The organism is Streptomyces sp. NPDC037290, from assembly GCF_055603245.1.
Window position 1 is genome coordinate 505,233 of sequence record NZ_JBVJVZ010000005.1, and the last position, 26,697, is coordinate 531,929.

Annotated in this window: 23 protein-coding genes and 1 pseudogene; 14 read left to right on the forward strand and 10 right to left on the reverse strand. The window is 71.1% G+C overall.

The window, feature by feature from the left end; translation table 11 throughout:
- Positions 1 to 63 precede the first annotated feature (63 nt).
- From ACZ7HQ_RS21035 to ACZ7HQ_RS21055, 5 genes and pseudogenes are all read right to left on the reverse strand, one after another.
- A pseudogene (locus ACZ7HQ_RS21035) lies at positions 64 to 509 on the reverse strand (organic hydroperoxide resistance protein).
- Positions 510 to 616: 107 nt separating this feature from the next.
- Positions 617 to 1,081, reverse strand: coding sequence for a MarR family winged helix-turn-helix transcriptional regulator (locus ACZ7HQ_RS21040; RefSeq protein ID WP_470991789.1), 465 nt, complete (start codon positions 1,079 to 1,081; stop codon positions 617 to 619).
- A gap of 10 nt (positions 1,082 to 1,091) precedes the next feature.
- Positions 1,092 to 1,853 (reverse strand): energy-coupling factor ABC transporter ATP-binding protein, encoded by a 762-nt coding sequence (locus ACZ7HQ_RS21045; RefSeq protein WP_470991792.1) that lies wholly within the window; start codon positions 1,851 to 1,853, stop codon positions 1,092 to 1,094.
- Positions 1,841 to 2,602 (reverse strand): cobalt ECF transporter T component CbiQ, encoded by a 762-nt coding sequence (cbiQ, locus tag ACZ7HQ_RS21050; RefSeq protein ID WP_470991795.1) that lies wholly within the window; start codon positions 2,600 to 2,602, stop codon positions 1,841 to 1,843. The genes ACZ7HQ_RS21045 and cbiQ overlap by 13 nt, the downstream gene beginning before the upstream one ends.
- 1 nt (position 2,603) lies before the next feature.
- Positions 2,604 to 3,650 (reverse strand): energy-coupling factor ABC transporter permease, encoded by a 1,047-nt coding sequence (locus tag ACZ7HQ_RS21055; protein ID WP_470991798.1) that lies wholly within the window; start codon positions 3,648 to 3,650, stop codon positions 2,604 to 2,606.
- Positions 3,651 to 3,819: 169 nt separating this feature from the next.
- Between ACZ7HQ_RS21055 and ACZ7HQ_RS21060 the strand changes: the two genes are divergently transcribed.
- Entirely contained in the window at positions 3,820 to 4,158 is a 339-nt protein-coding gene (locus tag ACZ7HQ_RS21060; protein WP_470991801.1) for an SsgA family sporulation/cell division regulator, read from the forward strand.
- On the opposite strand, the gene ACZ7HQ_RS21065 is transcribed toward ACZ7HQ_RS21060, so the two are convergent.
- Positions 4,159 to 5,829, reverse strand: a complete 1,671-nt coding sequence (locus ACZ7HQ_RS21065) for a penicillin-binding transpeptidase domain-containing protein (protein WP_470991804.1) — start codon at positions 5,827 to 5,829, stop codon at positions 4,159 to 4,161.
- A gap of 161 nt (positions 5,830 to 5,990) precedes the next feature.
- Positions 5,991 to 7,739 (reverse strand): dolichyl-phosphate-mannose--protein mannosyltransferase, encoded by a 1,749-nt coding sequence (locus ACZ7HQ_RS21070; RefSeq protein ID WP_470991807.1) that lies wholly within the window; start codon positions 7,737 to 7,739, stop codon positions 5,991 to 5,993.
- A 98-nt stretch (positions 7,740 to 7,837) separates the two neighbouring features.
- Between ACZ7HQ_RS21070 and rsmI the strand changes: the two genes are divergently transcribed.
- The 6 genes from rsmI (at position 7,838) to ACZ7HQ_RS21100 (ending at position 13,772) form a co-directional block, all read left to right on the forward strand.
- Positions 7,838 to 8,686, forward strand: a complete 849-nt coding sequence (gene rsmI, locus ACZ7HQ_RS21075) for a 16S rRNA (cytidine(1402)-2'-O)-methyltransferase (protein WP_470991810.1) — start codon at positions 7,838 to 7,840, stop codon at positions 8,684 to 8,686.
- Between the two features lie 266 nt (positions 8,687 to 8,952).
- A complete protein-coding gene (locus ACZ7HQ_RS21080) occupies positions 8,953 to 9,354 on the forward strand; it encodes a hypothetical protein (RefSeq protein ID WP_470991813.1) in 402 nt (133 codons plus the stop codon).
- Between the two features lie 47 nt (positions 9,355 to 9,401).
- Positions 9,402 to 10,298: a TatD family hydrolase gene (locus tag ACZ7HQ_RS21085; protein ID WP_470991816.1), complete on the forward strand. Its 897-nt coding sequence runs from the start codon at positions 9,402 to 9,404 to the stop codon at positions 10,296 to 10,298.
- Between the two features lie 158 nt (positions 10,299 to 10,456).
- The gene (locus tag ACZ7HQ_RS21090) at positions 10,457 to 11,863 is read left to right on the forward strand and encodes a ubiquitin-like domain-containing protein (protein WP_470991819.1); all 1,407 of its coding nucleotides are present in this window, start codon (positions 10,457 to 10,459) and stop codon (positions 11,861 to 11,863) included.
- Between the two features lie 125 nt (positions 11,864 to 11,988).
- Complete coding sequence (gene rsmA, locus ACZ7HQ_RS21095) at positions 11,989 to 12,882, forward strand: 16S rRNA (adenine(1518)-N(6)/adenine(1519)-N(6))-dimethyltransferase RsmA (RefSeq protein WP_470991822.1); 894 nt, start codon at positions 11,989 to 11,991, stop codon at positions 12,880 to 12,882.
- Positions 12,879 to 13,772 (forward strand): 4-(cytidine 5'-diphospho)-2-C-methyl-D-erythritol kinase, encoded by an 894-nt coding sequence (locus tag ACZ7HQ_RS21100; RefSeq protein ID WP_470991825.1) that lies wholly within the window; start codon positions 12,879 to 12,881, stop codon positions 13,770 to 13,772. The genes rsmA and ACZ7HQ_RS21100 overlap by 4 nt, the downstream gene beginning before the upstream one ends.
- Positions 13,773 to 13,775: 3 nt before the next feature.
- Here the strand turns inward: ACZ7HQ_RS21100 and ACZ7HQ_RS21105 are convergent, their stop codons facing one another.
- Positions 13,776 to 14,372, reverse strand: coding sequence for a Uma2 family endonuclease (locus ACZ7HQ_RS21105; RefSeq protein ID WP_470991828.1), 597 nt, complete (start codon positions 14,370 to 14,372; stop codon positions 13,776 to 13,778).
- Positions 14,373 to 14,554: 182 nt separating this feature from the next.
- Here ACZ7HQ_RS21105 and ACZ7HQ_RS21110 point away from each other — a divergent pair, with 182 nt between their 5' ends.
- The 4 genes from ACZ7HQ_RS21110 to ACZ7HQ_RS21125 all read left to right on the forward strand — a co-directional run bounded on the left by ACZ7HQ_RS21110 (position 14,555) and on the right by ACZ7HQ_RS21125 (position 21,207).
- On the forward strand, positions 14,555 to 16,363 hold the full coding sequence (locus ACZ7HQ_RS21110; protein ID WP_470991831.1) for an ABC-F family ATP-binding cassette domain-containing protein: 1,809 nt from the start codon (positions 14,555 to 14,557) through the stop codon (positions 16,361 to 16,363).
- 248 nt (positions 16,364 to 16,611) lie between these two features.
- Entirely contained in the window at positions 16,612 to 18,411 is a 1,800-nt protein-coding gene (locus ACZ7HQ_RS21115) for an outer membrane protein assembly factor BamB family protein (protein ID WP_470991833.1), read from the forward strand.
- 107 nt (positions 18,412 to 18,518) lie between these two features.
- On the forward strand, positions 18,519 to 20,294 hold the full coding sequence (locus tag ACZ7HQ_RS21120; RefSeq protein WP_470991836.1) for an outer membrane protein assembly factor BamB family protein: 1,776 nt from the start codon (positions 18,519 to 18,521) through the stop codon (positions 20,292 to 20,294).
- A 229-nt stretch (positions 20,295 to 20,523) separates the two neighbouring features.
- Positions 20,524 to 21,207: a helix-turn-helix transcriptional regulator gene (locus ACZ7HQ_RS21125; RefSeq protein WP_470991839.1), complete on the forward strand. Its 684-nt coding sequence runs from the start codon at positions 20,524 to 20,526 to the stop codon at positions 21,205 to 21,207.
- 64 nt (positions 21,208 to 21,271) lie between these two features.
- On the opposite strand, the gene ACZ7HQ_RS21130 is transcribed toward ACZ7HQ_RS21125, so the two are convergent.
- On the reverse strand, positions 21,272 to 21,625 hold the full coding sequence (locus ACZ7HQ_RS21130; protein WP_470991842.1) for a hypothetical protein: 354 nt from the start codon (positions 21,623 to 21,625) through the stop codon (positions 21,272 to 21,274).
- 20 nt (positions 21,626 to 21,645) lie between these two features.
- Complete coding sequence (locus ACZ7HQ_RS21135; RefSeq protein WP_470991845.1) at positions 21,646 to 23,337, reverse strand: sodium:solute symporter family protein; 1,692 nt, start codon at positions 23,335 to 23,337, stop codon at positions 21,646 to 21,648.
- Between the two features lie 182 nt (positions 23,338 to 23,519).
- Here ACZ7HQ_RS21135 and galT point away from each other — a divergent pair, with 182 nt between their 5' ends.
- The 3 genes from galT to galK are packed head-to-tail and all read left to right on the forward strand — an operon-like array spanning position 23,520 to position 26,694.
- Entirely contained in the window at positions 23,520 to 24,581 is a 1,062-nt protein-coding gene (gene galT, locus ACZ7HQ_RS21140) for a galactose-1-phosphate uridylyltransferase (RefSeq protein ID WP_470991848.1), read from the forward strand.
- On the forward strand, positions 24,578 to 25,540 hold the full coding sequence (gene galE, locus ACZ7HQ_RS21145; protein WP_470991851.1) for a UDP-glucose 4-epimerase GalE: 963 nt from the start codon (positions 24,578 to 24,580) through the stop codon (positions 25,538 to 25,540). The genes galT and galE overlap by 4 nt, the downstream gene beginning before the upstream one ends.
- The gene (gene galK / locus ACZ7HQ_RS21150) at positions 25,540 to 26,694 is read left to right on the forward strand and encodes a galactokinase (RefSeq protein WP_470991854.1); all 1,155 of its coding nucleotides are present in this window, start codon (positions 25,540 to 25,542) and stop codon (positions 26,692 to 26,694) included. Before galE ends, galK begins: the two co-directional genes overlap by 1 nt.
- Positions 26,695 to 26,697 lie beyond the last annotated feature (3 nt).

Genomic DNA, 26,697 nt, shown 5'->3' on the forward strand with positions numbered 1-26,697 from the left:
CTGTCCCATCGCCTGCGACAGCGGGTGCAACGCGGCCCGTGAGCCTGTGATTCCTCGGTGGGATCAGCCCAGCAGGATCGTTACATCGATGTTGCCGCGCGTGGCGTTGGAGTACGGGCAGACCTCGTGCGCCGAGTCCACCAGCTGGGCCGCCACCTGCGGGTCCAGGACCGGCAGGGAGACGCTGAGGGCGACCGCGAGCCGTAGCCGCGGTGCCTGTTCGGGCCGATGCCCACCTTGGCGGCCACCGTGGAACCGCTCAGGTCGTAGCCGGCGCGATTGCCGACGAGGATCAGCGCGTTGTGGAAGCAGGAGCTGTAGCCGGCCGCGAAGAGCTGTTCCGGGTTGGTGCCGTTGCCGTCGCCGCCCAGCTCCAAAGGCATCGCGACCTTCAGTTCGATCTGGCCGTCCTGGCTGGTGACATAGCCGTCGCGACCGCCGTGGGCGGTGGCCTCGGCGACGTACATGATCTTCGTCGGACGGGTGTCGACAGCGGTGTCCTCGGTCATGGCCGGCCTCCCCCGGAACAAGTGGCGCACAAGTACATCGTGCACAAGGTACTGGCCGGTAGGTCAGCAGTCGCCAGGTGGGGGTGGCAACCGGGGGTAACGCGAGATCAGTGCCGGTCGGCCGCCGCGTCGGCGCGCTCGGTGAGGCTCCACAGCTCCTCGCGCAACCGCGCGACCTCCTGCGCGCCCAGGCCTGTCGTGGTGAAGAGGGCGCCCGGTACACGCGCCGCGCGCTCCCGCAGTTCCTCCCCGCGCCCGGTGCACGCGACGAGCACCGAGCGCTCGTCGCCGGCCGCGCGCTCCCTGCGGACCAGGCCCGCCCCTTCCAGCCGCTTGAGCAACGGCGAGACGGTCCCGTAGTCCAGACGCAGGGCGCGCGCCAGTTCCTTCACACTGGTCTCGCCGCGCTCCCACAGCACCAGCAGCACCAGGTACTGCGGGTAGGTGAGGCCGAGGTCGTCCAGAAGTGGACGGTATGCGGCGGTCACGGCGCGCTGTGCGGCGTACAGCGCGAAGCACAGCTGGTCGTCCAGCAGCAGCGACCCCTCGGCGGCGCGGTCCTCGTTCGTCACGCGCCCATTGTCACGGACGCGCCTTCGCCACCGAGCGCGGGTCGAAGCCGAACGGCAGCTCCAGGCGGTGCGCCCGCATCAGCCCCTCGTCGCAGAGCAGCTCGGCGGTCGGGCCGTCGGCCGCGATCACGCCGTCGCTGAGGACGAGGGAGCGCGGGCACAGCTCCAGGGCGTAGGGGAGGTCGTGGGTGACCATGAGGACGGTGACGTCCAGGGAGCGCAGGATCTCGGCGAGTTCCCGGCGGGAGGCCGGGTCGAGGTTGGAGGACGGCTCGTCGAGGACGAGGATCTCCGGCTCCATGGCGAGCACCGTGGCCACGGCGACGCGCCGGCGCTGACCGAAGGACAGGTGGTGCGGCGGCCGGCCGGCGAAGTCCTGCATGCCGACCCGCTCCAGGGCGGTGCGCACCCGCTCCTCCAGCGCGGCCCCCTTGATCCCGGCCGCGGCCGGCCCGAACGCCACGTCCTCCCGCACGGTCGGCATGAACAGCTGGTCGTCCGGGTCCTGGAAGACGATGCCGACCTTCTGCCGGATCGCGGCCATGTGCCGCCCCCCGACGGGCAGCCCGGACACCGTCACCGTGCCGGTGCCGCCGCCCAGGATGCCGTTGAGGTGGAGCACCAGGGTGGTCTTGCCGGCGCCGTTCGGGCCGAGCAGCGCGACCCGCTCCCCCCGTGCGATGGAGAAGTCGACACCGAACAGGGCCTGGTGGCCGTCCGGGTAGGCGAAGGCCAGTCCGGCCACTTCCAGCGAAGGTGTCACAGAACCCATCCCAGTAGACAGACGACGAGGGCGGTGCACGGGAGTGCGAGGGCGTACGACCACTGGGCGCGGGACGCGGTCACCTCGTCGATGACCGGCATCGAGCCGGCGTACCCCCGGCTCACCATGGCCAGGTGCACGCGCTCCCCGCGCTCGTAGGAGCGGATGAACAGCGCGCCGGCGGACTTGGCGAGCACGCCCCAGTGCCGTACGCCCTTGGCCTCGAAGCCGCGCGACTCGCGGGCGATCCGCATCCGGCGCATCTCGTCGGTGATGACGTCGCCGTAGCGGATCATGAAGGACGCGATCTGCACGAGCAGCGCCGGCAGCCTCAGCCGCTGCAGCCCGAGCAGCAGTTCGCGCAGCTCCGTCGTGGCGGCCAGCAGCACGGAGGCGGCGACGCCGAGCGTGCCGTTGGCGAGTACGTTCCAGGCGCCCCACAGGCCGTTCACGCTGAGCGAGAGGCCGAGCGGATGCACCCGCTCGCCCTGCGCCACGAACGGCATGAGCACCGCGAACGCCACGAACGGCACCTCGATCAGCAGGCGCCGCAGCAGGAAACCGGCCGGCACGCGCGCGTGGTGGGCGACGCATGCGAGCAGGACGGCGTACACCGCGAACGCCCACATCGCCTCGCGCGGGGTCGACACGACGACCACCACGAACAGGAAGGCCGCGGCGAGCTTGGTGTGCGGCGGCAGACCGTGCACGGGCGAGTGCCCGTGCCGGTACAGCCTGTGCGCGTGTCCGGCTCCCATCTCAGAGTCCGGTGTGGGCGGGGGAGACGTCCTCGGTGCGCCGGCGGCGCAGCGCCCAGAACACCGCGCTGCCGGCCACGACGGTCACGCCGACGCCGATCACGCCCGCGAGGCCGCCGGACAGGCGGGCGTTCGAGACGCTCCTGACGCCGTAGCCGGCGAGCGGGGAGTCGGCGGCGGCGTGCTTCTCCTCCTTCTTGTCGATCCCCTTGTCGTGCGCGACCTTCTCCAGGCCGTCGGGGTTCGCGGAGGCGTAGAAGCTGAGGAATCCGGCGAGGACGAGGGAGGTGACCAGGCCCGTCACCCAGAGCGTGCGCCGTGAGGCGCGCGCCGTGACGGGCGCCGTGGGAGCGGCGGGAACGTCCACGAGTGCGCCGTCCACGCGCAGCTTGAGCCGCTGCCGCAGGCCGCGCGCCCCGTACACGAGATCCGGGCGCACGGCGATCACCGCGCTCACCGTGAGCGCGGTGATCGCGGCCTCGCCGATGCCGATCAGGACATGGACGCCGACCATGGCGGTCGCGACCTTGCCGAGGGAGACGTCCGTCGTCCCGCCGACCGCGTAGAGGAGGGTGAAGACGACCGCGGCGGCCGGCACGGACAGCAGTGCGGCGGCGAAGGAGGCGACGGTCACCGAGCGCCGCTTGCGGGGCAGGACGGCGAGCAGCGCGCGGAAGACGGCGTAGGAGACGACCGTGGTGGTGATCGCCATGTCGGTGATGTTCACGCCGAGCGCGGTGAGCCCGCCGTCCGCGAACAGCACACCCTGCATCAGCAGCACCACGGACACGCAGAGCACGCCTGTGAACGGGCCGACGAGGATCGCGGCGAGCGCTCCGCCGAGCAGATGGCCGCTTGTTCCGGCCGCGACGGGGAAGTTGAGCATCTGTACGGCGAAGATGAACGCCGCCACCAGGCCGGCCAACGGGGCCGTTCTCTCGTCGAGCTCGCGGCGGGCGCCGCGCAGGCTCACCGCGAGGGCGCCGGCGGCGACCACTGCGGTGACGGCGGAGGTGGGGGCGTCGATGAATCCGTCAGGTACGTGCACCGGATGATTTTAGGGCTTTGTTGCGAACTATTTGCAAGAACCAGGTGGTCGTGCATCCGTTCCGCGAGACGGCCCGCTCCGGCGGGCGGAAGCCGGAAAATGTGCGACATTGGAGTGAAAGCGGACGAAAAGCTTCCGTATGGGTCACTCAGCGTGAAAGGGCGATATGATGTCTGTGATCGAGCAGTACGCGCGCGCCCATATCGTCACGGACGAGGAGGACCCGGGGGCCGTACCGGTGGTCTTGCGGTACGACCCCGACAGCGATCCCCGGTCGGTCCGGTTCGGCCTGCCGGGCCCGCACGAGTGGACCTTCTCCCGCGCACTGCTGGAACGCGGGCTCAGGGCACCGGCCGAGAGCGGCGCGATACGGGTGTGGCCCTGCGGGCGCGTCCAGGCCGTCGTCGAGTTCCACTCCGACAACGGTGTCGAGGTCGTCCAGTTCGACTCGAAGGCCCTGCTCAGATTCCTGCGCCGCACCTACACCGCGGAACCCGTACGGACCTGATCAGCCGCCCGTCTTCAGCAGCGCCGCCACCATCGGTCCGGCCGTGTCACCGCCGTGGCCGCCCGCCTGGACCACGCCCGCGGCGGCGAGGTCGCCCTGGTACGCGGTGAACCAGCCGTTCGGCTTCTTCTGCCCGTCGACCTCGGCGGAGCCCGTCTTGGCGCCGTAGTCCCCGCTCATCCCGGCCATCGCCTTGGCCGCCGTGCCGTACATCGCCGTGTACCGCAGCACGTCCTTCAGCTGGGACTGCGTCGCCGCCGACATGGTGCGCGCGGCCTTCGCCAGCGTGCGGTGGTCCACCTCGGGGGCCACCAGGTACGGCTGGCGGAAGGTGCCCGACTCGACCGTCGCCGCCACGGACGCCATGTTCAGCGGGTTCATGCGCACGCCGCCCTGCCCGATCAGCGAGGCACCCATCTGCGCGCCGCTCTGCACCGGGACGGAACCGTCGAACGACGGGACGCCGATGGCCCAGTTGTCCATGCCGAGGCCGTAGACCTGCTGGGCCTCCTTCGTCAGGTCGCCGTCGGACAGCTTCGGCGCGAAGTTGATGAAGGCGTTGTTGCAGGAGGCCCCGAAACTCTGCTTGAACGTGCCCTTCTTGATCTCGGAGTCGGCGTCGTTGTGGAACGTCCAGCCGGCGAGCTTGTACGTCTTGGGGCACGGGTGTGACGCGTCCGGGGTGACGAGCTTCTTCTCGAACAGCATCGTCGACGTCACGATCTTCATCGTGGAACCGGGCGCGAGGGAGCCCTGGAAGGCGACGTTGAAGCCGTGCCCGCTGTTGGCGACCGCGAGGATCTCCCCGGTCGAGGGCCGTACGACGACCACGGACGCCTGCGTCCGCTTGCCGACCTGCTGCTCGGCCGCCGCCTGCAGGGTGGGGTTCAGCGTCGTCCGCACCGTGCCCGGGGTGCCCTTGCTCAGCTCCACGAGCGTCTTGTCGGACAGCTCGGCCTTCTGCGACGCCTTGCCGCGCACCACGCGCAGTTCCACGCCCGCCTTGCCGCCCGCCGTCTTGCCGTACTTCTCCCGCAGCCCGTCCAGCACCGAGCCCAGCGACGGGTACGTGGCGGTCGTCAGCTCGCCGCCGTCACGGTCCAGCGCCTTGATCGGCGGGGTGCCGGACGCGCCGGTGACCAGGGTGTCGCCGTCCTTCAGGTCCGGGTGCAGGACCGAGGAGTGCCAGCCGACCAGCGGCTTGCCGTCGCTCGCCCGCCGCACCACGGTCAGCGAACTGTCGTAGGCCAGCGCCTTGCTCAGCTTCTGGTACGACACCGTCGCCTTGACGGAGAACGGCACCTTGTCGCCCTTGGCCGCGCCCGGCGTGAGCGTGACGCCCTTCAGGTGCGCGTCCCTGGCGTAGCCGGTGAGCAGCGTGGCGGCGGCCGAGGCGTCGTCGGTGGCGGCGGCCGCCTCGGTGACCTTGCCCTGCTGCCACGCCGTGAGGAAGCGGGTGGAGGCCGTGTGGACCTCGGCGGCGCTGAGCGGGCCGGTCTTGACGGCCTTGTGGTCGGCGCTGGCGGACGCGCGCCCGTCGGTGGAGGCACCGCCGTCGGTCAGCGCGTAGACGGCGCATGCGGCGCCGCCGACGACCAGGGCGATCACCCCGCCGAGCACGACGGGACCGGTCGTCTTCCGTCGCTCGGCGACGCGCCTTCTCTTGCCCACAGCCTCAGATCCTCCGTACCTTCCCCGGGGTCCCCGTAGCCCTCACACTCCCCAACGACGGCACTCACCTTAAGGTCCCCACCTCAGAGGGTGATGTCCGCGGACGATCCGTAGCAGGCTTGCGACAATCCGACTGCGGGACGCCCCCGTGCGGCCACGGCTCAGACCCAGGTGTCCAGCCACATCCGCGACCGCCACGAGTCGATCGGGACCGCCGTGCCCGTGTAGAGGGGCCAGAAGTAGATGAAGTTCCAGGCGATGAGCAGTACCAGCACGCCCGCCGCGGACGCGCCCACCACCCGGCGGGTGTCGGAGGAGCCCGGGGGACCGACGATCGCGCCGATCATCATCGCCACCGCCAGGCACAGGAACGGCACGAAGACGACCGCGTAGAAGAGGAAGATCGTCCGCTCCTGGTACATGAACCAGGGCAGATAACCCGCCGCGATCCCGCACGCGACGGCGCCGGCGCGCCAGTCGCGGCGCAGCGCCCAGCGCCACAGCACGTAGAGGATCGCGACGCAGGCCGCCCACCACAGCACCGGTGTGCCGATCGCCAGCACCTCACGGGCGCACTTCTGGCCGGCGTCCGCCGGGCAGCCGTCCGCGCCGGGGTTCGGGGACTCGTAGAAGTACGACACCGGGCGGCCCAGCACGATCCAGCTCCACGGGTTGGACTGGTAGGTGTGCGGGGACGTCAGGCCGACGTGGAACTCGTACACCTCGTGCTCGTAGTGCCACAGGCTGCGCAGCCAGTCCGGCAGGAACGTCCAGCTGCCGCCCTTGCCGTCGGTGGCCGCCCAGTTGCGGAAGTAACCGCCGGTGCCGTCCGTGGGGGAGAGGATCCAGCCCGTCCAGGAGGCCAGGTAGACGACGACCGCCACCGGGACCGTCGCCAGGAAGGCGATACCCGTGTCGTACTTCAGGGCCGCCGCGTAAGGGCGCTGGGCGCCGGCGGTCCTCCGGGTGCCGACGTCCCACAGCACGGCCATCACGCAGAACGCGGCCAGGATGTACAGGCCGTTCCACTTGGTGCCGATGGCGAGGCCCAGCATCAGCCCGGCCGCCCAGCGCCAGGGGCGCGGACCGAAGCGGAACGTGTCGGCCACGCGCGCGTGCGGGCGGACCCGGCCGTCCGGGCCGGCGGGCAGCGCGGCGGCCAGCCTCTGCCGTGACCGGTCCCGGTCGATGATCAGACAGCCGAACGCGGCCAGCACGAAGAACATCAGCACGCCGTCGAGCAGCGAGGTCCGGCTCATCACGAAGTGCAGGCCGTCCACCGCCATCAGCGCGCCCGCGAGGCAGCCCAGGAACGTCGAGCGGAACATCCGCCGCCCGATCCGGCACAGCAGCAGGACGGACAGGGTGCCCAGCAGCGCGGTCATGAACCGCCAGCCGAAGGGGTCGAACCCGAACACCAGCTCGCCGAGCCCGATGACGTACTTGCCGACCGGCGGGTGCACGACGTACGCCGCGTCCGTCGGGATCGCGAGGTGGCCGTGCGTCTGCAGCACCAGGTCGTTGGCGTTCTTGTCCCAGTTGACCTCGTAACCGCGGTGGACGAGCGCCCAGGCGTCCTTGGCGTAGTACGTCTCGTCGAATATCACCGCGCGCGGACTGCCCAGGTTCCAGAACCGCATCAGGCCCGCCATCAGCGTCACCAGCAGCGGCCCGCCCCAGCCCGACCAGCGGGTGATCCGGTCGGCCAGGACCGGCGAGGCGCCGAGCGCCTGCCACAGGCGGGGGCTCGGCTCGGCGTACGGCGGAACCAGCCGGTCGCGTACGTCGCCCGAGGGCGCGTCCTTGGCCGGTACGTACCCGAATCGGCGCAGCCGCTGCTGCCACGACGGCCGCTGGTCGTGCGGCATCTGGCCCTGCCGGAGGTCCATGGAGGACGCGGTACTGGTCACCGCGCCATCGTAGGGAACGGTTCTGTGCGAGTCCCGTGCATGTGCGGTACCGGTCGGTTTCCGGCAGGGCTGTCAGTGGTTCCTGGGAGGATGGTCGGGTGACTGGAACCCTTGTCCTCGCAGGTACCCCCATCGGCGACATCGCGGACGCGCCGCCCCGGCTGGCCGAGGAGCTGGCCGGCGCCGACGTGGTCGCCGCCGAGGACACCCGGCGGCTGCGCCGGCTCACCCAGGCCCTCGGCGTCACACCCAAGGGCCGCGTGGTGTCGTACTTCGAGGGGAACGAGTCCGCGCGTACGCCGGAACTGGTCGAGGAACTGCTCGGCGGCGCGCGTGTGCTGCTCGTGACCGACGCCGGGATGCCGTCGGTCTCCGACCCGGGCTACCGGCTGGTCGCGGCAGCCGTGGAGCAGGACATCCGGGTCACCGCCGTGCCGGGGCCGTCCGCCGTGCTCACCGCGCTCGCCCTGTCCGGGCTGCCCGTCGACCGGTTCTGCTTCGAGGGTTTCCTGCCGCGCAAGGGGGGCGAGCGGCTGTCCCGGCTGCGGGAGGTCGCGGGCGAGCGGCGCACGCTGGTCTACTTCGAGGCCCCGCACCGGCTCGACGACACCCTCGCCGCCATGGCCGAGGTCTTCGGGGACGACCGGCGCGCCGCCGTCTGCCGGGAGCTGACCAAGACGTACGAGGAGGTACGGCGCGGCCCGCTGGCGGAGCTGGCGCGGTGGGCCGCGGAGGGCGTCCGCGGGGAGATCACCGTCGTGGTCGAGGGGGCGCCGGAGGCCGGGCCGGAGGAGCTCGACGCGGAGGAACTGGTGCGCCGGGTGCGGGTGCGCGAGGAGGCCGGTGAGCGGCGCAAGGAGGCGATCGCCGCGGTGGCGGTCGAGGCGGGGGTGCCGAAGAGGGTCGTCTTCGACGCGGTGGTCGCGGCCAAGCGGGCCGGCGGGTGAGGGGCGTCCGGCCCGGTGGGGAACGCCGCAGAAATCGCCTCTGAGCAGGGCTGTTCTCTTGTGAGCGGATGGGCCATGGGACGGCAAAAGGCTGTCGCCGAAAGCAAAGCTCAATGGGGTGGATGAGGGCGGTTTCTGCAAGGAACTGCCAAATCGCCTCCAACACTCGACAGCCCCTGCTGCGTTCGCGGCGGCGGAAGAGTCCACTGGTTGAAGAGACGCCCCGGTCGCAGGGGCGTTTGTCCAGCGGAACCAGAGGAGCTGGCATGAGTGAGATCGCAGGGCAGTCCGGCCTCCGCGGTACGGCCACAGCCGTCGTTCACGAGTCGTATTCGTTCGCCTGCATGCGATGCGGGCACGGCTGGGAGCAGTCGTACGAGATAGAGCACCACACGGATGCCGAAGGGCAGGAGTTCGTGCTGTACGTGGCCGACGGCCGGGTCGTGCCGTCGCCGCTGAGCCGGCCCAGCTGCCACAACTGCGACGGCCACGTGGTGCGGATCATGCGCGCGGGGCAGGTCTCGTCGGTGCGCGGCGCCGCCGAGCGGCACCACACCGTGCCGCAGGCGGGCCCGGTCGAGGCGCCGGAGGTGCCCGCGCAGCCCGAGGAACCGCACCACTGGCACCTGTCCGACCTGCTGCACCCGTTCCACCGCAAGGCGAGCTGAGCGGATCGCCGGCCGCCGCGGGCATGCCCCTTTCGTAGGATCGGGGCATGCCTTCGAACGCCGGTCAGACCGCCAAGGGCGACAAGAACGCCGCGCCGCCGCTCCCGGCGCCGCTGCGCGTTCCGGTCGCCGACTCGCACACCCACCTCGACATGCAGTCCGGCACGGTCGAGGAGGGCCTCGCGAAGGCCGCGTCGGTGGGGGTGACGACGGTCGTCCAGGTCGGCTGCGACATCAAGGGCTCACGCTGGGCCGCCGAGACCGCGGCCGCCCACGACAGCGTCCACGCCGCCGTCGCCCTGCACCCCAACGAGGCCCCGCGCATCGTCCACGGCGACCCCGACGGCTGGTCGCGGCAGGGTGCCCGGGAGCCGGGCGGTGACGCGGCGCTGGACGAGGCACTCGCCGAGATCGACCGGCTCGCCGGCCTGCCCCAGGTCAAGGGCGTGGGTGAGACGGGGCTCGACTACTTCCGCACCGGCCCGGAGGGCAAGGCGGCCCAGGAGCGGTCCTTCCGCGCCCACATCGAGATCGCCAAGCGGCACGGCAAGGCGCTCGTCATCCACGACCGCGACGCGCACGCCGACGTCCTGCGCGTCCTGAAGGAGGAGGGCGCGCCCGAGCGCACCGTCTTCCACTGCTACTCCGGCGACGCCGAGATGGCCGGGATCTGCGCGCGCGAGGGCTACTTCATGTCCTTCGCAGGCAACGTCACCTTCAAGAACGCCCAGAACCTGCGGGACGCGCTCGCCGTCGCCCCGCTGGAGCTGGTCCTCGTGGAGACCGACGCGCCCTTCCTGACGCCCGCGCCGTACCGCGGCCGGCCCAACGCCCCGTACCTCGTCCCGGTCACCGTCCGTGCGATGGCCGGCGTGCGCGGTGTCGACGAGGACGCGCTGGCGACGGCCCTCGCCGCCAACACCGCTCGCGCCTTCGGCTACTGAGCCCCCGTTCGAGCGGCGGCCGCCGATCCCCTGTGAGCGGTGGGCGCACGCTCGGCGGGCAACAGTACGTAGTCGCGTCGCTTTGGAGAGTGACGGCCACTCCGCTAGGTTCTGGGGGCCCGATCCGGACCCCTCTGGCACCTCTGGAGCGTGTCGGCGTGAGCAAGTCGCAGTACGAGACGTTCGAGACATGGGGGCCGTACCAGCCGTACGGCCCCGTCGCCTCCGTGTACACCGCGGAGACCCAGCCGTACGGCCTGTACGAGGACACCTACCGCCCCGCCTACGAGGCGCAGGCGTACTTCGTCACCGAGCCGGTCCTGCCCCGGCAGGGCGGGCGCGTGCCGCAGGCGGCGGCTGTGCCGCAGGCCACCAGCGCGCTGGACGAAGCAGGGGCGTACGGCCCCGAGGCGCCCGCCGGTGTGGGCGGCCGGGCCGCGCGCCGACGCAGGGGGCGCTGTGCCGAGCGCCCGGAGTCCGCGGTGCGCCGTCTGCTGCCGCAGGCGCTGGTCGTGGCCTTCCTGGCCGGAGGCACCACGGCGTTCGTCGCCAAGGACAAGGCGGTGGAGCTGACCGTGGACGGCAAGCAGCGCACCCTGCACACCTTCGCCGACGACGTCAGCGAACTGCTCGCAGACGAGCGCGTGCCCGTGGGCGAGCACGACATGGTCGCGCCCGCCCCCGGTACGGCGCTCGCCAGCGGCGACACGGTCGCCGTACGCTACGGGCGCCCCGTCCGGCTCACCCTGGACGGCCAGCGGCAGGAGGTGTGGACGACCGCGCACACGGTGGAAGGAGCGCTGGACGAGCTCGGAGTGCGCGCGGAGGGCGCGTACCTGTCCACCTCGCGCTCCCGGAACATCGGACGCGCCGGGCTCACGCTCGACGTGCGCACCGAGCGCGCCGTCACGGTCATGGCCGACGGCCGGACCCGCACCCTGCGCACCAACGCCGCCACCGTCCGGGAGGTCATCGACGAGGCCGGGATCGGCCTGCACGACCAGGACATCACCTCCGTGCCGCTCGACAGCTTCCCGCGCGACGGGCAGACGGTGACCGTGCTGCGGGTCAGCGGCACCCGGGAGATCCGCGAGGAGCAGATCCCGTTCGCGGTCGAGCGCAGCGAGGACCCCTCCCTCTTCAAGGGCACCGAGGTCGTCGTACAGGCGGGGCAGCCCGGGCTGCGCCGCGACACCTACCTGCTGCGCATCGTCAACGGGGTCCGGGAGAAGCCGCGCCGGGAGACCTCCGAGGTGGTGCGCAAGCCGCGCAAGCAGATCGTGAAGGTGGGCACCAAGCCGCTGCCGCCCTCCGTCGCCGGCGCCGACCACCTGAACTGGCACGGCCTCGCCACCTGCGAGTCCGGCGGCCGCCCGAACGCGGTCGACCCCTCCGGAACGTACGGCGGCCTCTACCAGTTCGACTCGCGCACCTGGCACAGCCTCGGCGGCTCCGGACGCCCGCAGGACGCACCGGCGGAGGAGCAGACGTTCCGCGCGAAGAAGCTGTACACGCGGCGAGGGGCGACGCCATGGCCGCATTGCGGGACCAAGCTGCACGGGTGACGTCGTGCCGGGTGCGGGTGCGGGTGCGAGTGCGCCGTGGCTGATCGCGCCGTTCCCCGCGCCCCCGGGGAGCCCCGGGGGCGCACCTGGCAATCCGGCCGGACAGACCCCCGTACCCTTGTCCCGTGAGCAGCCCCACCCCCGACGCCCTCCTCGGCCCCGCCGACATCCGTGAGCTCGCGGCAGCGCTCGGTGTCCGTCCCACCAAGCAGCGCGGCCAGAACTTCGTGATCGACGCCAACACGGTGCGCCGTATCGTCCGCACCGCCGAGGTCCGCCCCGACGACGTGGTCGTCGAGGTCGGCCCGGGGCTCGGCTCCCTCACGCTGGCGCTCCTGGAGGTGGCCGACCGGGTCACCGCCGTCGAGATCGACGAGGTACTCGCCGCGGCCCTGCCCGCCACCGTCGGGGCGCGCATGCCGGCGCGCGCCGACCGGTTCGCGCTGGTCCACTCCGACGCGATGCACGTCACCGAACTCCCCGGCCCCCCGCCGACGGCGCTGGTGGCGAACCTGCCGTACAACGTCGCCGTACCCGTGCTGCTGCACATGCTCGACACCTTCCCGAGCATCGAGCGCACCCTCGTGATGGTGCAGTCGGAGGTCGCCGACCGGCTGGCCGCCGCGCCGGGGAACAAGGTGTACGGCGTGCCGTCCGTGAAGGCCAACTGGTACGCCGAGGTCAAGCGGGCCGGAGCCATCGGCCGTAGCGTCTTCTGGCCCGCGCCGAACGTCGACAGCGGGCTGGTCTCGCTCGTCCGCCGGGACGAGCCGATCAAGACGACGGCCTCCAAGAAGGAGGTGTTCGCCGTCGTCGACGCCGCCTTCGCGCAGCGCCGCAAGACCCTGCGGGCGGCGCTGGCCGGCTGGGCCGGGTCCGCCGCCGCCGCCGAGGCCGCCCTGGTCGCGGCCGGGGTCTCGCCGCAGGCGCGCGGCGAGTCGCTGACGGTGGAGGAGTTCGCGCGGATCGCCGAGCACAGGGACGCGGGGAACACCGAGCACGAGGAGAGCGGTAAGTGAGCGTCACGGTACGCGTCCCGGCCAAGGTCAACGTCCAGCTCGCGGTCGGCGCCGCCCGCGCCGACGGGTACCACGACCTGGCCAACGTCTTCCTCGCCGTCGGTCTGTACGACGAGGTGACCGTGACCCCCGCGGAGGAACTCCGGGTCACCTGCGAGGGCCCGGACGCCGACCAGGTCCCCCTGGACCGCACCAACCTCGCCGCGCGCGCCGCGGTCGCCCTCGCCGAACGCCGGGGCATCGAGCCGAACGTCCACATCCACATCGCCAAGGACATCCCGGTCGCCGGCGGCATGGCCGGCGGCAGCGCGGACGGCGCGGGCGCGCTGCTCGCGTGCAACACGCTGTGGGGCACGGGGGCCTCCCGGGCCGAGCTGCTCGCGATCTGCGCCGAGCTGGGCAGCGATGTGCCGTTCAGCCTGGTGGGCGGGGCGGCGCTGGGTATCGGACGCGGTGAGCAGCTGACGGCCCTGGAGGCCGGCGGCCCCTTCCACTGGGTGTTCGCCATGGCCGAGCGGGGGCTGTCGACCCCGGCCGTCTTCCGCGAGTTCGACCGGCTGGCCGAGGGGCGGGAGATTCCGGAGCCGGTGGCTTCGGGGGAGCTGCTTCAGGCGCTGGCGAAGGGGGACGCCGAGGCGCTGGCCGCGGCGGTCTCCAACGATCTCCAGCCTGCCGCTCTGTCCCTGTTCCCGGAGCTGGCACAGACGCTGGCGGCGGGGCGGGGGGCGGGTGCGCTCGCCGTGCTGGTGTCCGGTTCCGGGCCCACGACGGCGTTCCTCGCGCGGGATGCGGAGGCGGCGGAGAAGGTGGCGGCGGCGCTGCGGGCGTCCGGCACCTGCCGCAGCGTACGGACGGCGGCAGGGCCGGTGGCGGGGGCGACGGTTCTCTAGGCCTCAGAGTTCGTCGATCGCCGTCAGGTCGATGTCGATGGGGTACGGCTTGTCGACCTTGATGCGGTCGCGATGCATGCCCATGTGGACATACGTCCGGGTGAGCGTGTCAATTTCGTAGACGTGGACGACGGGCCTGCCGTTTGTCCCGCTCGCCTCGACGCGCCAGAAGTTCGGGATCCCGGCAGCGGCATATTTCTGCGGCTTGGTGGTGCGGTCACGGGACTCGGACTCGGGGGAGACTACTTCGACAGCCAAAAGCACGTCGCTGGCCTGATAGCTCGTCTGGTCCGGCCCGGTGATTGCGTTGGTCCGGATCACGCTCACGTCGGGTTCGGGGCCGTTGCGCCGGTCGAGGATCACGGTCATCTCCCGGCTGACCCTGAGCTCGGCAGGCAGGCCACTGCTGCGCAGACCGAAGACGAGCAAGTCGACCACGTTGCCGTGAAATCGGCGCTGCGGACTCACGAAGACCAGGCTCCCGTCGATCAGCTCGGTGTGTGGCGGGAGATCCGGCAGCGTGAACAGGTCGTCCACGGTGTATCCGTCCAGCGGCGGCACCGGCCATTGAACGCGGTGCTCTACGGACTCGGCGGTCATGGTTCCTCCCATGGACGGGATCCTGCTGCCTGTCCTCCACGGTAGCGACCTGTTCCCGATCACGTCATCACAAAGAGTGACAACCCCCTCGCGCCCCGCTCGTCACCCCCGAGGCCCTACGCTAGAAGGCTGACCCCCGCGGCTGAGCCGCATGTCGACACAGCCCCGCGCACAGGAGTGAAATGGCCGTCAACCTGGTCAATGTCGAGAACGTCAGCAAGGTGTACGGCACCCGTGCCCTGCTGGACGGCGTCTCGCTCGGTGTGTCGGAAGGAGACAGGATCGGGGTCGTCGGGCGCAACGGCGACGGCAAGACCACCCTCATCCGGATGCTCGCCAAGCTGGAGGAGGCCGACACCGGGCGGGTCACGCACTCCGGGGGGCTGCGGCTCGGCGTGCTCACCCAGCACGACTCCCTCGACCCCGAGGCCACCGTCCGGCACGAGGTCATCGGTGACATGGCGGACCACGAGTGGGCCGGCAACGCCAAGGTCAGGGACGTGCTGACCGGGCTGTTCGGGGGGCTGGACCTGCCGGGCTTCCCCAAGGGGCTCGACACCGTCATCGGGCCGCTGTCCGGTGGCGAGCGGCGCCGTATCGCGCTCGCCAAGCTGCTCATCGAGGAACAGGACCTGCTCGTCCTCGACGAGCCCACCAACCACCTCGACGTCGAGGGCATCGCCTGGCTCGCCCAGCACCTGCAGAACCGGCGTTCGGCGCTGGTGTGCGTGACCCACGACCGGTGGTTCCTGGACCAGGTGTGCACGCGCATGTGGGACGTGCAGCGCGGTGACGTGTACGAGTACGAGGGCGGCTACTCGGACTACGTGTTCGCGCGTGCCGAGCGGGAGCGGATCGCGGCCACCGAGGAGGCCAAGCGGCAGAACCTGATCCGCAAGGAGCTGGCCTGGCTGCGGCGCGGCGCCCCCGCGCGCACCTCCAAGCCGCGCTTCCGGGTCGAGGCCGCCAACGAGCTGATCGCGGACGTGCCGCCGCCCCGGGACAGCTCCGAGCTGATGAAGTTCGCCTCCTCGCGGCTCGGCAAGACCGTCTTCGACCTCGAGGACGTCACCGTGCAGGCCGGCCCGAAGGTGCTGCTCAAGCACGTCACCTGGCAGCTCGGGCCGGGCGACCGGATCGGTCTCGTCGGCGTCAACGGCGCCGGGAAGACCTCGCTGCTGCGGGCGATGGCCGAGGCCGCGCGCACGGAGGGCGAGCAGCAGCCGGCCGGCGGGCGCGTCGCCGTCGGCAGGACCGTCAAGCTCGCCTACCTCTCCCAGGAGGTCGCCGAACTCAACCCCGCCTGGCGGGTGCTGGAGGCCGTGCAGCAGGTCCGCGAGCGCGTCGACCTCGGCAAGGGGCGCGAGATGACCGCCGGGCAGCTGTGCGAGACGTTCGGCTTCAGCAAGGAGAAGCAGTGGACGCCGGTGGGGGACCTGTCGGGTGGTGAGCGGCGGCGGCTGCAGCTGCTGCGCCTCCTCATGGACGAGCCCAACGTCCTCTTCCTGGACGAGCCCACCAACGACCTCGACATCGAGACGCTCACCCAGCTCGAGGACGTCCTCGACGGCTGGCCCGGCTCGATGATCGTCATCTCCCACGACCGGTTCTTCGTCGAGCGCACCACGGACCGGGTGTTCGCACTCCTCGGCGACGGCGCCCTGCGGATGCTGCCGCGCGGCATCGACGAGTACCTGGAGCGGCGCCGGCGCATGGAGGAGGCGGTCGCCGCACAGGCCGCCGCCGCGGCGCCCAAGCCGGCCACCGCGGAGAAGAGCGCCGCCGACCAGCGCGCCGCCAAGAAGGAACTCCAGAAGATCGAGCGCCAGTTGGACAAGGTTTCCGAGAAGGAGACCAAGCTGCACGCCCAGATCGCCGAGAACGCCACCGACTTCGCGAAGGTCGCCGATCTGGACGCCCAGTTGCGCGACCTCGCCGCCGAACGCGAGGAACTGGAGATGCGCTGGCTGGAGTTGGCGGAGGACGCGTGACTCCGGTGACCGGCGCTCAGGCGTGAATCAGCCAGGTTGCGTGCGGCGCGTGAAGGGGGCGTGAAGGCGCATAACGGCGGCATCACGGGCCGGTCCTCCCTTGGGAACAGGGGAGGACGCGGCCCCGTGTGCTGTCTGTGCCGGGTGATAGAAAGGGCCGTCTGAGAACTGTCTGAGTAACGACCCAGGGTCCGTCAAGAACCCTCAGGGCGTGGCTAAAAATCAGTGAACGAGGGGGAAGAGCGCTGATGACCCAGCCGCCCAACCAGCCGCCGCACGGCGGATTCGGAGCGCCGCAGGACCAGTCACCGCAGGGCGGCGGCTTCGGCGCCCCGCAGACGCCACCGGCGCAGGGCGGTTTCGGCGCCCCGCCGAGCACCCCGCCAGTCCCCCACGGCACTCCCGCCGCGCCCGGCGTACCCCCCGTGCCCCCACCGCCGGCCCAGCCGCCCGCCGCTCCGCCGCAGCAGCCCCAGCCCGGCTACGGCTACCCCCAGCAGCCGGGCCCGTACGGCACCCCGGGCCCCTATGGCTATCCGCAGCAGCCGGGCCCCTACGGGGCGGCGCCCCAGCCCGGTTTCGGACACCCGCAGCAGCCGCCGTACCCGGGTGCGCCCGGCACGGCGCCCGGCGGCACGCCGGCCTCCGGGAAGAAGACCGCGCTGATCATCGGTGCCGCGGCGGCCGCGCTGCTGGTCATAGGCGGCGCGGTGTACGTGGTCACGAGCGGCGACGGCGGCGGCGGGAAGAAGCCCGTCGCCCAGCAGAGCGCCGACCCCAAGCACCCCTCGTCCGCCTCGCCCAGCGCGTCCAGCGGCGGCGACGACCCGGAGAACCTCAACGAGGGCCGGCAGCCGGGCGAGGCGAAGGTGCTCTGGTACCGGTCGGCGCCGGACGCCCCCGGTTCCGGCGCCGACGCGCCCGGCATGTGGGTGACGGACAAGGCGGCGGTGAAGGCGGCGTACAAGCAGGTCTTCGCCTACGGCGTCGGCGACGGCAAGCCGGCCTGGGACCCGGTCACCTTCCCGCAGAAGATCTGCGCGGTCACCCCGCAGAAGTCGGCCGACGACAAGGTCGTCGTCGCGTACATGAGCGGCGCGGGCGACAAGGCCGTGTGCAACCAGCTGCAGCAGATCGACCTGGACACCGGCCGGAAGGGCTGGAGCGGCAAGCTCGACCACCACGGCGCGTTCGACATCCAGGTCGAGATCAACCTGACCATCAGCGGCAGGACGCTCATGGTGGGGCGCGTGGGGTCGGGCACGGCGTACGACATCGACAGCGGCAAGAAGCTGTACGAGAAGGGGGATTACAGCGGCTCCTGCTCGCCCAACGGTTACGCGGGCGGCGCCGGACGGCTGATCCAGGCGTCCTCCTGCGCCGCGTACGCGCCCAACGAGCACGACGAGATCCAGGAACTGGACCCGGCCACCGGCAGGGTCAAGTGGAGCCAGCCGGTCAAGAAGGGCTGGGAGGTGACCAAGGTGTACTCCCTGGACCCGCTCGTGGTGTACCTGACCAACCCGGACAAGAAGGCCTGGAACATCTCCACGTTCACCAAGGACGGCAAGTTCCGCTCCGAGGTGAAGGTCGACGAGAAGTTCGCCCCGCACTGCGGCTTCCTCGACCGGGACCTGCAGGGCTGCCAGGGCGTCGCGGCCGACGCCGGCACGCTGTACCTGCCGACGGACACCACGAGCAGCGCCAACGAGATCGTCGCCATCAGCCTCACCACCGGCAAGGCCGAGTGGCGGGCCAAGTCCCCGGCCGACGAGCCGATGTACCCGATCAAGGTCGAGGGCGGCAAGCTCGTCGCGTACGTGCAGCCGTCGTACGACGCGGGCGGCCAGGTGGTGTCGATCCCGGTGGCCGGTTCGTCCCACCGGACCACCAGGCTGCTGCAGAACCCGCACGGCACGGCCGAGATCGAGAGCACCTTCTTCGACAGCGTCGTGGACTGGGCCGACGGGCGGTTCTTCCTCTCCACGGGCCGGTTGTCCGGCAGTGACCAGTCGAAGGAGAAGCTGATCATGGCCTTCGGCAACTGAGCCGCCGTCCCGGCTTCCTCCCCGTCCGTGCGGGGTTCTCCTCCCCGTACCCCTTCGCCGTCCGTCTTCGCCGTCCGGCTTCCGAGCCCTTCCGAGGTACCCCCGTCATGACCCAGCCGCCCCCTCCGCCGCCGAACCAGCCCCCGCAGCAGGGCGGTTTCGGCCCCCCGAGTCCGCCGCAGCAGCCACCCCAGGCCCCTCACCAGCCGCCGCAGCCGCAGCCCGGCTACGGCTACCCGCAGGCCGCGCCCGCCCCCCAGCAGCCCCAGCCGCAGCCCGGCTACGGCTACCCGGGGGCCCAGCAGAACCCCTACGGCCAGCAGCCCCCGGCCTACGGCCAGCCGCCCGCCGCTCCCTACGGCGGCCAGCAGCACAACCCCTACGCGCAGGCCCCGCAGCCGGGCTACGGCTATCCGGGCCAGCCGCCGACCGTGCCGATGCAGCCGCAGCCCGCACAGGGCGGCGGCGGGCGGAACAACACGGTGCTGTTCATCGTCGTCGCGGCGGTCGTCGCCATCGCGCTGATCGTCGTCGGCGGCATCTGGTACGCCAACTCCTCCGGGGACAACGGCAAGAAGCACGCCACCACGTCCTCCGGCGGCGACAAGGGCAGCGGCGGTACCGGGGGCGGCGGCAAGGAGAAGGTGCCGGCCGACCCCGCGTCCAAGGTGCTGTTCCAGGTTCCGCTGCCCACCACGGACGACGTGACGAGCACCGTCGGTTCCTGGCTGACCGACAAGGTGTACGCCAAGAGCGGCGTCGCCGAGATCGTCGGCTACGACCCGGTCAAGGGCACCAGGCTGTGGACGATCAAGCTGCCCGGCCCCGTCTGCGCGGCCAGCAAGCAGGCCACGTCCGACGGCAGGACCGCGATCACCTACCAGCCGAAGTGGGACACGAAGGACCACTTCGCCGGGTGCACGCAGATCGCCGCGATCGATCTCGACGCCGGTACGAAGCTGTGGACGAAGACGGTCAAGTCCGGTGACTACCCGGTCAACTACCAGAACGTGACGGTCGGTCAGCGCACCGTCGCGGTCGGCGACAGCGACGGCGGTGCCGCCTTCGACATCGACTCCGGCAAGCCGCTGTGGCTGCCGAAGCCGGGCGACGACTGCTACGACGCGGGGTACGGCGGTGGCGCCAAGCTGGTCGCGGTGCGCAGCTGCGGGGACGTCGACAACGCGCGGCTGCTCATCCAGACCCTCGACCCGAAGACGGGGAAGGTGCTCTCCGAGTACAAGATGGACCAGGGCATCGACGAAGCCTCCGTCGTCTCCACCGACCCGCTGGTGGTGGCCGCCGCCGTGGGCGACAGCACCGAGGTCTCGGACTACTTCTCCATCGACAACAGGACGGGCAAGCTGCTCGCCCACATCTCCGCGTCGTCGGACACCTACGCCGGCAAGTGCGACGGCATCACCCGCGTCGAGGACTGCCACGGGATCGTGGTCGGGAACGGCAAGCTGTATCTGCCGACCGCGGAGCACGAGGGTTCCTCCTCCCTCAGCGAGACGAACGAGGTCGTCGCCTTCGACCTCGCCACCGGGAAGCCGACCGGCCAGCGCGCCGAGGCGGGCGACGACACCACGCTCACCCCGCTTCGCATGGACGGGAGCAACGTGATCGCCTACAAGCGGCCGACGTACAAGGCGGGCGGCCAGATCGTCAGTATCGACGGCGGCAGCTTCAAGACGACCAAGCTGCTGGCGAACCCCGACACGAAGAGCGTGCGGGAGGCGGAGGACAACATCCTGCCCGACAGCCAGGAGCTCCTCTTCCGCGACGGCCGCCTGTACATGTCGCAGGTCTTCGCCCGCCGGAAGGGAACGTCGTCGATGGGCACGGAGGACCTGGTGCTGGCCTTCGGCGTGGGCGGCTGACGCCGCCGCGCCGCAGTGGCGAGTCTCGCCCGAATGGGTGACTTACCGAGAAGTGCCCCGGATTTCATCGATCCGGGGCACTTCTCATCAAGAGGGGCAGCGCGCCGTCGAACAAGCGTGTAGCTTCCGGGGGCATATGGAGGGCGGAGGTGCCGGGGGGCCCTCTGTCCTTGCGGACCGGTGGGCGTCCATAGTGGGGCATCCATGGGGGGGACTGGGGGGTTGCTCTATGGGAGTGCGGCTCATGGTCGTCGACGACCATCGCCTGCTCGCGGAGGCGCTGGCGTCGGCGCTCAAGCTGCGCGGGCACCGGGTGCTGGCCGCGGCGGCGCCGGCCGCGGGTGCGGCGGACCTGGTGATCGCGCGGGCGCCGGAGGTGTGCCTGCTGGGTACGGCGGCGCCGGCCGAACCGGGCGCGTTCGACCCGGTGGTGAAGATCAAGCGGGAGCGGCCGCAGGTGGCGGTACTGGTACTCGGCCCGGTGCCGTCGCCGCGCGGGATCGCGGCGGCCTTCGCGGCCGGCGCGTCGGGGTACGTACGGCACGACGAGCGGATCGAGGGCGTCGAGCGGGCGATCATGAAGGCGCGGGCGGGCGAGGCGGCGGTGGCTCCGCAGTTGCTCCAGGGGGCGTTCGGGGAACTGCTCAACCCCGCCGCGCAGCCCGACGACGAGGCCCAGCGGTTGCTGTCGGTGCTGACGCCGCGGGAGGTGGAGGTGCTGGTGCGGGTGGCCGACGGGGAGGACACCCGGCTGATCGCGGCCGGGATGGGGATCGCACCGAGTACGGCTCGCACGCATGTGCAGCGGGTGCTGATGAAGCTGGGGGTGGGGTCACGGCTGGAGGCGGCGGCGCTGGCCGCCCGGACGGGATTGCTGGACCGGGCGGGGCCGCTCGCCTCCGGATCCGAGTAGGGCGCCCGGGGGCGCGGAGAGCCGTGCGAACAGCCCCCGCGCACCCGCGGACGGGAACGGTGCCTCAGTCCCCCTGCCTCTCCTCCGGCAGCCCCTCCGGAGGAAGCGGCGGCGGAGTGGGCCTGAGCTTCAGCCAGGCCAGGAAGAAGATGCCCAGCAGGAGCATCCCGAGCCCGGTCCAGAGGTTGATGTTGACGCCCTGGGCCTTGTCGATGGCGGCCCGGGAGTCGGTGATGCCGGTGATCAGGACGATGACGCCGTAGACCACGAACAGGCCGCCGATGATGCGGCGCAGGTCGAAGATGCGGGCCGCGGTCGCGGACTTGCCCTCCAGCTCGGTGACTTCCCGCTGGACGTCCTCCTCGCTGTAGTGGAAGCCCTCGTGACGGCGGTCGGAGTGCTCGGAGTTGTCGCTCATGGTTCCTCGGTCCTTCCGCGTCAGAACGAGAACGGGATGTAGCAGGCGGCGGCGATGACGACCGCGCCCCAGCCCAGCAGGGCCGGCTTGCGGTACCAGGCGTCGTCACCCGCGGCGGGCGGCTCGGACATGCCGGGGGAGCGGGTGCCGTAGACCAGGCCCCGCAGCTCCGCCTCCGGCTTCGGCCTGGTGAACAGGGACACGGCGAACATGACGACCGCGCCGGCGACGAAGCCCGCGATCGCGGAGACGAAGTTGGCGCCCTGGTCGGAGGGGATCGAGATGATGCCCCTCTTGTAGAGGACGAAGTAGTTGACCATCGCGGTCACGGTGCCCGCGAGCAGGCCCCAGAAGCCGGACTTGGCGGACGCGCGCTTCCAGAACATGCCGACGATGAAGACGACGAACATCGGCACGTTGAAGAAGGAGAACAGCGTCTGCAGGTAGGCCATGATGTTCGAGAACGAGGACGCCAGGAACGCCGTGCCGACGGAGGCGGCCACGCCGATCGCGGTGATCAGGCGGCCGAAGCGGACGTAGTACGCGTCCTCGCGGCCCCGCACCACGTACTTCGCCCAGATGTCGTTCGTGAAGACGGTGTTGAAGGACGACACGTTCGCCGCCATGCCCGCCATGAAGGCCGCCAGCAGTCCGGTGACGGCGATGCCGAGCACGCCGTTGGGCAGCAGTTCCTGCATCAGGTACGGGATGGCGTCGTTGTACTGGTAGCCGGAGGCCGGCGTGCCGAACTTCGGGATGAGCGCGGCGGCGACCAGGCCCGGGATCATCACCAGGAAGACGATGAAGATCTTCGGGTAGGCGGCGATCAGCGGGGTCCGCTGCCCGGCGGAGAGGTTCTTCGCGGACAGGGCGCGCTGCACCTCGGCGAAGTTGGTCGTCCAGTAGCCGAAGGAGAGGACGAAGCCCAGGCCCAGGACGATCGTCAGCCAGTTGGCGCCGAGCGGGTTGACGCTGCCGATGCCGGTGCCGCCCCAGGCGGTGGTGAAGTTCGCGCCGTGGGTGGCGGTCAGCTTGTCGGTCAGGCCGCCCCAGCCGCCGACCTTCTTCAGGCCCAGCACGACGATCGGGATGAGGGCCGCGAGGATCACGAAGAACTGCAGCACCTCGTTGTAGATCGCCGAGGACAGGCCGCCGAGGGTGATGTACGCCAGCACGAACGCGCCGGCCACCACGATCGCCACCCACTGCGGCCAGCCGAGCAGGGCCTCGACGACGATCGCGAGGGCGTAGAGGTTGACGCCCGCGATCAGGATGGCGGCGAACGCGAACAGGATCGAACTGAGCAGGTGGGCGGCCCGGTCGAAGCGCAGCAGCAGGAACTCGGGGACCGAGCGGACCTTGCTGCCGTAGTAGAAGGGCATCATCACCAGGCCCAGGAAGACCATGGCGGGGATGGCGCCGATCCAGTACCAGTGCACGGTGTAGGCGCCGTACTGGGCGCTGTTCGCGGCCATGCCCAGGATCTCGGTGGCCGCCAGGTTCGCCGAGATGAAGGCGAGGCCGGTGATCCAGGCGGGCAGCGAGCGTCCGGAGAGGAAGAAGTCCAGGCTGGTCTTCACCGAGCGGCGGGCCGCGAAGCCGATGCCGAGGACGACGACGAAGTAGATCGCCAGGATCGTGTAGTCCAGCCAGTTGGTGGGGAGCCGTAGCTGCGCCGCCAGATACAGGGGGCTGTCTGTGGGGGTTTGCATGAGAACTCGCTTCGTTGCGCGAACTGATCCAGAGCGGAACCTACGTCTCCGCGTTCAGTAATTGAACAGTTCTGTTGGTGTTCTTTGTTTGATTGTGATGATCCCGGCTGTTGTCGAGTTGTGGTCTGTTATGTTTGATTGTGTTGAGTGGTTGGGTGTGGGGGGCGTAGAGGAGTCCGGCGTTGAAGAAGACCTCGACACGGCTGGCCGACGGCCGTGAGCTGATCTACTACGACCTGCGGGACGACGCCGTGCGCGACGCCGTCGACCGCCGTCCCCTGGACCGCACGGTCACCACGTCCGAGATCCGCCGCGACGTGCTGCTCGGCGACTCGGTCGCCGTCGCCTCCCACCGCCAGGGCCGCACGTATCATCCGCCGGCCGACGAGTGCCCTCTGTGCCCGACGCTGGGCGAGCGGCTCAGCGAGATCCCGGACTCGTCGTACGACGTCGTCGTCTTCGAGAACCGGTTCCCCTCGCTCGCCGGCGACTCCGGCCGCTGCGAGGTCGTCTGCTTCACGTCCGACCACGACGCCTCCTTCGCGGACCTGAGCGTCGAGCAGGCGCGCCTGGTGCTCGACGCGTGGACGGACCGCACGTCGGAGCTGTCGCACCTGCCCGCCGTCGAGCAGGTCTTCTGTTTCGAGAACCGCGGTGCCGAGATCGGCGTGACCCTGGGCCACCCGCACGGGCAGATCTACGCCTACCCCTTCACCACCCCGCGCACCGCGCTGATGCTCCGCTCGCTCGCCGCGCACAAGGAGGCCACCGGCGGCGAGAACCTCTTCGACGCCGTCCTGGAGCGGGAACGCGCCGGGGAGCGGGTCGTCCTTGAGGGTGAACACTGGGTCGCGTTCGTGCCGTACGCGGCACACTGGCCGTACGAGGTCCACCTGTACCCGAAGCGCCGTGTCCCCGACCTGCTCGCGCTGGACGAGGCCGCGCGCACAGAGTTCCCCCAGGTCTATCTGGAACTCTTGAGGCGCTTCGACCGGATCTTCGGCACCGGTGAGCCTCCGACGCCGTACATCGCGGGCTGGCACCAGGCCCCGTTCGGCGCGCTGGAGGAGTTCGACGGCGTCACACGGGACGACTTCGCGCTGCACCTCGAGCTTTTCACCATCCGCCGCACTTCCGGCAAGCTGAAGTTTCTCGCGGGTTCCGAGTCCGGCATGAACGTGTTCATCAACGACGTGCCGCCGGAGCGCGCGGCCGAGCGACTGCGAGAGGTAGCGAGTTCATGAAGTACCTGGTGACGGGTGGCGCGGGTTACGTCGGCAGTGTCGTGGCCCAGCATCTGCTGGAGGCCGGCCACGAGGTCACCGTCCTCGACAACCTCTCCACCGGCTTCCGCGCGGGCGTACCCGCCGGTGCCGCGTTCGTCGAGGGCGACATCCGCGACGCCGCCAAGTGGCTGGACCCCTCCTACGACGGCGTGCTCCACTTCGCCGCGTCCTCGCAGGTCGGCGAGTCGGTGGTGAAGCCGGAGAAGTACTGGGACAACAACGTCGCCGGATCCATGGCCCTGCTCGGCGCGATGCGCGAGGCGAACGTCCGCACGCTCGTCTTCTCCTCCACGGCGGCGACCTACGGCGAGCCGGAGCAGATCCCGATCGTGGAGAGCGCCCCGACGAAGCCGACCAACCCCTACGGCGCCTCCAAGCTGGCCGTCGACCACATGATCACCAGCGAGGCGAACGCCCACGGCCTGGCCGCGGTCTCGCTGCGCTACTTCAACGTGGCCGGCGCCTACGGCACCTGCGGCGAGCGCCACGACCCCGAGTCCCACCTCATCCCGCTGGTCCTCCAGGTCGCCCAGGGCCGCCGCGACGCGATCTCCGTCTACGGCGACGACTACCCGACCCCCGACGGCACCTGCGTCCGCGACTACATCCACGTCGCGGACCTGGCGGACGCCCACCTGCTGGCCCTGACGGCCGCGCGGCCGGGCGAGCACCTGATCTGCAACCTCGGCAACGGCGAGGGCTTCTCCGTCCGCCAGGTCATCGAGACCGTCCGTCAGGTCACCGGCCATCCGATCCCCGAGATCACGGCCCCGCGCCGGGGCGGCGACCCCGCGGTGCTGGTCGCCTCGGCGAAGGCGGCCCGCGAGAAACTGGGCTGGAACCCGACCCGCGCGGATCTCGCGGGCATCGTCGCGGACGCGTGGGAGTTCGCGCAGAGCATCACAAGGGAGCACTAGTGGGGGCACAGCAGGTCGCGGAGCGCTTCACCGAGCTGTACGGGACCGAGCCGGAGGGCGTCTGGGCGGCGCCGGGCCGGGTCAACCTGATCGGCGAGCACACCGACTACAACGACGGCTTCGTCATGCCGTTCGCGCTGCCGCACCAGGCGATCGCGGCGGTCTCCCGCCGCACCGACGGGATCCTGCGCCTGCACTCGGCGGACGTCGAGGGCGCGGTCGTGGAGCTGTCGCTGGACGCGCTCACACCGCAGGGCGACGACGGCTGGACGGCGTACCCGGCGGGCGTGGTCTGGGCGCTGCGCGAGGCGGGCCACGCGATCACCGGAGCCGACGTCCACCTCGCCTCCACGGTCCCGACGGGCGCCGGCCTGTCCTCGTCCGCCGCGCTGGAGGTCGTGGTCGCCCTGGCGCTGAACGACCTGTACGGACTCGGTCTGCAGCGCTGGAGGCTGGCCCGGCTGTGCCAGCGCGCCGAGAACGTCTACGTCGGCGCACCCACCGGCATCATGGACCAGACGGCGTCCGCCTGTTGCGAGCAGGGCCACGCGCTGTTCCTGGACACCCGTGACCTGTCCCAGCAGCAGATTCCCTTCGACCTCGCGGCCGAGGGTCTGCGCCTGCTCGTCGTGGACACCCAGGTCAAGCACGCGCACAGCGGCGGCGAGTACGGCAGGCGCCGGGCCGGCTGCGAGAAGGGCGCGGCCCTGCTCGGCGTCGACGCCCTGCGGGACGTTCCGTACGCCGAGCTGGACGAGGCGCTGCGGCGGCTGGGCGACGAGGAGGAGATCGTCCGTCTGGTCCGGCACGTCGTCACCGAGGACGAGCGGGTGGAGCGCACGGTGGGACTCCTGCGCGCCGGTGACACCCGCGCCATCGGCCCGGTCCTCACCGCGGGCCACGCCTCCCTCCGCGACGACTTCAGGATCTCCTGCCCCGAACTGGACCTGGTCGTCGACACCGCCCTGGCGCACGGCGCCCTCGGCGCGCGCATGACCGGTGGCGGCTTCGGCGGCTCGGCGATCGTCCTGGCGGAGGCGACGGACGTCGACACCCTCACGAAGGCGATCGAGGAAGCCTTCGCGACGGCGGGCTTCACGACCCCCCGCACGTTCGAGGCGGTGCCGTCGGCGGGGGCACGCCAACTGGACTGACGT